Annotated in this window: 6 protein-coding genes and 1 riboswitch; of the genes, 1 reads left to right on the top strand and 5 read right to left on the bottom strand. The window is 66.7% G+C overall.

The genetic code is table 11. The features are described 5' to 3' along the window. Window positions 1–32 precede the first annotated feature (32 nt). A complete protein-coding gene (locus tag AC6LKD_RS21630) occupies window positions 33–1,484 on the bottom strand; it encodes a sodium:solute symporter family protein (RefSeq protein ID WP_013393223.1) in 1,452 nt (483 codons plus the stop codon). Between the two features lie 107 nt (window positions 1,485–1,591). Continuing rightward, window positions 1,592–1,698, bottom strand: a riboswitch (TPP riboswitch). Window positions 1,699–1,872: 174 nt separating this feature from the next. Here AC6LKD_RS21630 and AC6LKD_RS21625 point away from each other — a divergent pair. After that, a complete protein-coding gene (locus tag AC6LKD_RS21625) occupies window positions 1,873–3,153 on the top strand; it encodes an LLM class flavin-dependent oxidoreductase (protein ID WP_498117411.1) in 1,281 nt (426 codons plus the stop codon). Window positions 3,154–3,195: 42 nt separating this feature from the next. Here AC6LKD_RS21625 and AC6LKD_RS21620 read toward each other — a convergent pair whose 3' ends face one another. The 4 genes from AC6LKD_RS21620 to AC6LKD_RS21605 form a co-directional block, all read right to left on the bottom strand. Then, window positions 3,196–3,411, bottom strand: coding sequence for a hypothetical protein (locus tag AC6LKD_RS21620; protein WP_498117410.1), 216 nt, complete (start codon window positions 3,409–3,411; stop codon window positions 3,196–3,198). Further along, window positions 3,411–5,234, bottom strand: coding sequence for an esterase/lipase family protein (locus AC6LKD_RS21615; RefSeq protein WP_498117409.1), 1,824 nt, complete (start codon window positions 5,232–5,234; stop codon window positions 3,411–3,413). Before AC6LKD_RS21615 ends, AC6LKD_RS21620 begins: the two co-directional genes overlap by 1 nt. A gap of 77 nt (window positions 5,235–5,311) precedes the next feature. After that, a complete protein-coding gene (locus AC6LKD_RS21610) occupies window positions 5,312–6,346 on the bottom strand; it encodes an Lnb N-terminal periplasmic domain-containing protein (RefSeq protein ID WP_498117408.1) in 1,035 nt (344 codons plus the stop codon). Next, entirely contained in the window at window positions 6,333–7,016 is a 684-nt protein-coding gene (locus AC6LKD_RS21605) for a MarC family NAAT transporter (protein WP_498117407.1), read from the bottom strand. Before AC6LKD_RS21605 ends, AC6LKD_RS21610 begins: the two co-directional genes overlap by 14 nt. Window positions 7,017–7,137: the final 121 nt, after the last annotated feature.

The following is a 7,137-nucleotide window of genomic DNA, read 5'->3' as shown; positions in this document are numbered from 1 at the left end:
CGCCATCGGGCGCCGCGCCGCGGAGCTGCCACTCAGACCGGATCCTGATCCAGCCGGCGCACCGCCGCGCTCAAGGTCGAGAAATCGAATTCCTTGCGGCCGCGCAGCAGGCAGCGCATCAGCACCGTGGTCGCCACCGGCACCACCGCGGCCAGCAGGAAGGACTCCAGCAGGAACGAGGGCTTGTCGCCCGGCGCCGGAAAGAAAAACAAGCCAGCCACGAGGCCAGAAATGGTGGCGACGGTTGCGGTGAGGCCGTCGTGCTTGCGGCTGAACAGGCCATAGAAGACCGGGAACGCGGCGGCGGAACAAAGCAGGTCGGCCAGCAGGAACAGGTACAGCACGCTATAACCCTGCGAAGCCACGATCATGACCGGAATGGCCATCAGCAGCACCAGCCAGCGCGCCAGGCGCTTCATGGTCATGGACTTGGCGTTGGGCATCAGGCGGCGCATGTCGACCGCGATGATGCTGGAGACGGCGCTGATCGCCGTGTCCGCTGTGCTCATGACCAGCGACAGCCCCAGCGGAATCAGGGCGATCACGAACCACGCGGGCGCGTGCGGCATGATGACGCTGAAAAGCGCGATGGAGCTGTCGCCCTGGGGCGCCAGGCCAACGAAGGCCAGTCCGAACAGTCCCATGAGGAAGATGAAGGGCGCGACCAGCAAGCCACCCAGCAGGAAGCCGTTGCGCATCGAGCGCGCGTCGCGCGCGGCGTAGATGCGTTGCCAATTGCCTTGGTGGAAGATGCCAGTCAGCAGGATGGCGACGAAGAAGGTCAGCCCGGCCTTGATGCCCACCGGATCGGTCAGGTCCAGCAGCTGCGGCGCCTTGGCCTGCAGCGCTTCGATGGTGGGCATGGCGCCGCCCGCGGCCTGCCAGCCGACCAGGCACAGGATCACCAGCAAGGGCACGATCACCATCATCTGCACCTGATCCGTGAAGATCGACGAACGCAGGCCGCCGTAGGTGGTGTAGAGCAAGGTGGTGCCCATCACGATGGCGGCGGTGGCCCACAGCGGCACGGGCGCCAACATGGTGACCAGCTTGGCGATCGCCGTGACTTCGGCCGACAGCGCGATGAAGAGATAGAACAGCATGATGAACAGCGCCAGCCCATACATGGGCCGGCCGTAGCGCGCCATCAGGAATTCCGTCAGGGTGTGGCCGTGCGGAATCAGTTCGCGCATGCGCCGCCCCAGCGGAATCATCACCAGGCGCGGCGACATCGATCCCAGGGCGTAGCCGATCACCGCCGCCAGGCCTCCCCAGGTCGCCGCTTGCGCGGGCGAGAACAGGATCCAGGCACCCAGCGTCGAGGCCATCAGCGTCAGGATGGTGCCGAAGGCGCCCTGGCTGTTGCGGGCAACGATATAGTCCTCCAGCGTGCCGCGCTTGCGCCGCGTGTACAGCACGCTGGCCAAGGCGAAGCCGCCAGAAAACAGCAGCAGCCACATCAGGGCGCTTGATTGGGTCAACATGGTATCGGTCCTCCCGCTGCCGGCTGGCAGCCGGACGCGCAACGCGGCGGCCCCGCCACGCTGGGTGCGCAGGCCGCAAGATGAATGAAAGTCTAGGGAGGGCGCGCGGACTGCGCGATGTCCTTCCCTTCGCCGGCATTACCCGGATCAGGTTCAAAGGGTTACCGCGATAGCGCGGAATCTCAGCCCTTGCAGGGCTCCCCCAGGAATTGCCGCAAGATTAGGAGAGCGGCACGGCAATGTCAACGCGTCTGGCGTGGAGACCCGCCCGCAACTTTTGTGCTAAGTTCGCCCGCGTGCGGCGGCCGTTTGTATGTTCGCCGCTGCAATCGTAGAGCCTGACCATGCCTATCGCGCCTTTTACCGCCCCTGTTTGGGCCGGATCGCCATGCTGCATCTGAACCTGTTCATCTTCGGCTGCGGCCACCATCGCGCCGCCTGGCGCCACCCCGATTCCGCCGCCGAGCGGCTGGGCGACATCTCCTACTACGAGGCATTGGCGCGCACCGCCGAACGCGGCAAGCTGGACGCCATCTTCTTCGCCGACGGGCAATCGGTCGACAACATCGGCGACGGCCCGCGCTGGTACCTGGAGCCGCTGACCGCCATGGCCGCGATCGCGCGGGCCACCTCCCGCATCGGCCTGATCAGCACGGTTTCCAGCACCTTTTTCACGCCCTTCCACGCGGCCCGCATGGTGGCGTCGCTGGACCATATCTCGGGCGGACGCATGGGCTGGAACGTGGTCACGTCCATGTTCGATGCGGAAGCGCGCAACCACGGCTACGAGTCCATGCCGGGACACGACTGGCGTTACGCGCGCGCCGAGGAATTCGTCGATGTCGCGCTCAAGCTGTTCGACTCCTGGGACCAGGACGCCCTGGCCATCGACCGCGCCGGCGACTACGGCGTGCCCGCACGCGTGCACAAGATCGGCCATCACGGCGAGCATTTCCTGGTCGACGGCCCGCTGACGGTGCCGCGTCCGCCGCAAGGCCGTCCGGTGCTGTTCCAGGCTGGCGCCTCGGACCAGGGCCGCGACCTGGCCGCCAGGCGCGCCGAAGCGATCTACGCGGTCGCCTACGACCTGCCCGCGGCGCAAGCCTACTACCGCGACATCAAGCGGCGCGTGCTGGCCGCCGGCCGCCAGGATTTCGTGCCCATCATGCCGGGCCTGGTCACCTACGTCGGTTCGACCGAGGCCGAAGCCCGAGCCAAGCAGCGTGAACTGGACGTGCTGCTGCCCAGCGACGCCTCGTTGCGCCAGTTGGGCACGTTCGTGCTGCAGGACTGCTCCGCATGGGAGCTGGACGCGCCCGTGCCGGCGCTACCGCCCTTGTCCGAATTCACCGGCCCCAAGGGCCGCTACGCGACCATCCTGCGCATCATCGAGACCGAAAAACCCACGGTGCGCCAGTTGCTCGGACGACTGGCAGCCGGCGGCGGCCATTGCACCATGGTGGGCACGCCGGAGCAGATCGCCGACAAGATGGAACATTGGTACCGGAACGAAGGGGCCGACGGCTTCAACCTGATGCCGCCGTCCCTGCCCGGGGGCATCGACGATTTCGTCGAGCACGTGATTCCGGTGCTGCAACGCCGCGGGCTGTTCCGCAGCGAATACCAGCACAGCACGCTGCGCGGACACTTGGGGCTGGAACCCAGGTAAGGCGGCGCTCTCTGGCAGGCCCCGTCGAACTGGCGGCGGCGCTTATCCGGCCAGGGTGGCGGGCTGACTGCGCTTGGCCTGACCGGATTCGCGCGCCCCCGCCTCATGGATGGCGACTGGTTGCTGGCGGACGGCGGCCCGCCGCCTGTTTGCCCGCGTCGCGATCCAGTCGTAGAGCAGTACGCCCGGCTGGCGCAACAGCGCGGCCGTGATCGCACCGGCGGCGATGAGGAGCAGGCCAAACAATAAGCCGTGCATCAGCGCACCCCCTGCTCCAGCTGCAGCCGCAGAATGCGCCTGAGCTCCAGGATCGCCTCCGGCGTTTCTTGCACGCTATGCGAGAAGCTGATGATCTTCTCGGATTCGGCGCCGTCCAGGTGCGCACTGCGGTACGGCACCAGGCCGTCGTCCGACTCCGCCAGCGGCACGCCGGGCGTGTGGTTCGCAATGATGCTGTGGTAGCGCACCGCCGGCGAAATCGGCATGGAAGCGGTCAATCTCACAAATCGGTCCTTTTCGCTCAGGTTGTCCACGCCGTTGGGCACCCGGATCGAGGATTCGGGCCGGGGCGGCCCATCGGCGTCGGCCAGGCGGTTGAGCTTGGCGAACTGCCTGACCACCGTCACGGGCAGCGTGATCAGGTTGGACAGCCAACGCGACAAAGTGTTCTCGGCAAACGGCGTGCCCCGGTGTGGCGCCGCAATGAATACCGCGCGCGATATGCCGGGAAACGCGTCAAAAGTCAGCACCGGGTCGAATTCGGCGCGGGCCTGGGCGAGCTGGGTGTCGTCGAGCTTGGCGTGGTCGCGCAGCGCGTCCCACAGCACAGTGCCGGACGAGGATACCAGTAGACGGCTCAAAACGCCGCCCATGCTGTGCCCGATGATGACGCTGTCGCGCGAGGCTTGCGCGGTGCCCATGGGATCGAAATGTTCGATGGTCTGGCGCAGCGCGTCGCGGATGGCGCGGTTGTTCAGCGCCAGCGGCGCGTTGGTCGGGTAGTAGACCTGCCAGATCTGGTAATGCTGGCGCAGGGTTTCGTCGCCCAGGACCTCGTTGGCGACGTTGATCCAGGCTTCCGGGCTGCTGGCCAGGCCGTGCAGCATGATGACGGTGCGCCGGTCCGGGTCATAGGGCTGTAACAAGTAGACGTGCGGCGCCTCGATGCCTTCTTCCTTGCCCAGCACGTTGCGCAGCGCCTGGGTGGCGAAGCCCGAGCGCGCCAGCCACAGGCCGTAGCCCGAGGTGAAGTTGGCCGCCAGGGGCACCGTGGTGCCGGCCAGTTCCACCGTGTCCCGCTTGTAGGGGTCGTAGGCCGCCAGGGTCGCTTCCTGCGACGCCATGACCTGCTCCAGCGTGTCGCCGGGAAAGCCCATGATGACGGTCACGGCGGGAAAAGGCGTTTCGCTGTACGGCGTCTTGAAGGTGTCGGCATCGTTCACGCGGCGCGCGGTGACCGCCACAAGTTCGGCGCCGAAGCCGTCGCGCCGGTACATGCTGCGCAGTCCCCGGAACGTCAACGTCGAGGCGGGCACCAGTTCGTGCGGGAACTGCTTGCCGCCGGGCAGCTTGACGTCGGACATTTCGCCTAGCACCTGCCAGGCGCCGGCCGTCATCTTCGTGCCGGGTTCCGGCGGACGGCCGCGATACTGCTCGAACAGGCGCGTGACGGCCTGCTGCACGGCGTAGTTGTAATAGTCGCGCACCTGCGTCTGGCGGTCTTCGAAGGCGCGGTCGCTGGGCGAGCGCGGCGTGAAGAACAAATAGGCGTAGGCGGCCCGCGCCGTTTGCAGGTAAGCGTCCAGCAGCTCGTCCTGGTCGGCCTGAGTCGCGGGGCGCTGCTTTTCCGTGGTCAGCGCCTCCATCAGCCAGACTTCGGACAGCGTGGCCAGGCGCCGTTCGCTGTCCAGCCCTTCCATGGTGGCCAGCGACTGCGTGCAGGCGTCGCGGTCCTTGCGGCAATCCTGCGCGTTCAGGCCCAGCACGGCCATGGACTCGCGCGCGGAGGCGCTGAGCTGACCGGTGGTGAGCACATCGCCGCGGCGCTGGGCGATGTAATCCTGCGTACTGACAGAGGACACCTTGACGCCCGCGCAACCCGCGCACGCCAGTAGGCCCAGGATCGCGCAGCCTTTCGCGCCGGCACGCCAGAGCCCGATCATTGCGCGGCCCCCGCTTTCGCCGGCTGGCGGATGGTCCGCGAAAACTCGACCGGATCCGGACCAGGCAAGGCGGGCTTGCCGAGGTAGGCCTGTTGGCGCAGCGTGGCCAGGGGTTTGCCGGTGTCCAGCCCCCTCTGTTCGTAGAGGTATTCCGGCAGATAGCCGGACAGCAGGATGCGGTAGTCCATGGGCAGGCCCGGCACGATCGCGCGCACCATGGCGTAGACCAGCGTGGTGCAGTTGGCCGTCACCGTGTGATAGAAGCGCGGCCGGTCGGCCAGTTCATTCGCGGTGCGCACATAGGACAAGAACAATTCGCGCATGGCGGGCACCGGCATGTCGACCGGATACCGGTACACGCGCTCGGCGCGCGGCCCGGCGCGCACGTAGAGGATGTCGCGTTCCTGGGCGGCGATCACGCTCAGTTCGAACTGCTTGAAGAAGCCGCCGATCTCCGAGAACTGTTCGCCGCGCTCCTTGCGGATCTCGACCGAGAACACGACGTGGCGGCCGTCGCTGAAGCCAAAGGAAACCAGCGTGTGGGCGATGGCCGGGCTGCCCCAGTACGACAGCACCATGTCCACCGAGGTCAGCTCGTTCAAGTTGTATTGCTGGCTTTCCCAGCGCGCCGTGTAGCGCGTATCGGTATCGGCCTGCCAATCGAAGTTGCGCACGCTGTCCAAGGTGACGATGGATCCGGAAACGCTGCCGCGCAGCGTGCGCGCCACGTCGTCTGCCCAGATCCGGTCGTTGGAGGGCGCCAGCGTCTGCCACCACACACACAACGCGGCCATGCCAAACAGCCAGGTCCAGATGGCGCGCCGCGTGCGTCCACGCCACAGCGCGACAGCCGCATGCAGGCATAGCGCGGCCCAGGCCAGCGCCGCCGCGCCTTGCGCGACCTGCCCGCCCGGCACGCGGTAAGCCAACGCCAGGCAACCCCATAGCGCGGAAAAAATCAGCGCCAGGCTGAAGGCGATGCGCCCTGTGATCGCCAGCCAGCCGCGCCGGGCAGGATTAGACGCCGCCATATTGCTGCACGATTTCGAGAACGCCGTTGATCACGAACTGCACCGCCATGCACACCAACAGGAAGCCCATGATGCGGGAAATGGCCTCCACCCCGCCCTGGCCAATCACCGCCACGATGCGTCCGGCTGAACGCAGGCAGATCCAGAACAGCAGGCCCAGCAGGGAGAACACGAGGATGGGCGTCACCGCCAGCACCCAGGCCGCGTAGGTCTGCGACACCGACGCGTCGAGGGTCGCCGCACCGCTGATGATCATGGCGATCGTGCCCGGCCCGGCCGTCCCCGGCATCGCCAACGGCACGAAGGCGATGTTGGGGGTCTGGCGGTTGGCCTGGGCGTCCGCCACGTCGGCTTCGGACGCGGTAGACGGCGCGGACGGGAACAGCATGCTGAAACCGATGCTGGCCACGATCAGGCCGCCGGCGATACGCAGCCCCGGGATCGAGATGCCGAAGGTATGCATGATCCAGGCGCCGGCGTAGTAGGTCACCACCATGATGCCGACCACGTAGAACGCCGCCTGCTTGACCTGGCGTTCGCGCTCCTTGTAGGGAATCTGCTGGCCCAGGGACAGCAGCAGCGTCATGGAGGTCAGGGGATTGGCCAGCGGCAGCATCAGGGCCAGCCCCAGGCTGACGAGTTTTCCCAGTTGAAGCAGGTCGTCGATCATAGCGATGTGCGCCGCGAGCGCCGTTGTTGCAGGGCGTCACAGCGATTTGGATGATGTTGCGTCAGCGTAATGTACTATACATTACACAATTTCAGCCAGACACGCCGCCGGACATAGGGAG

The sequence above is a fragment of the Achromobacter sp. D7-1 genome (genome assembly GCF_059760445.1).
This window is presented reverse-complemented; position numbering and strand designations above follow the sequence as displayed.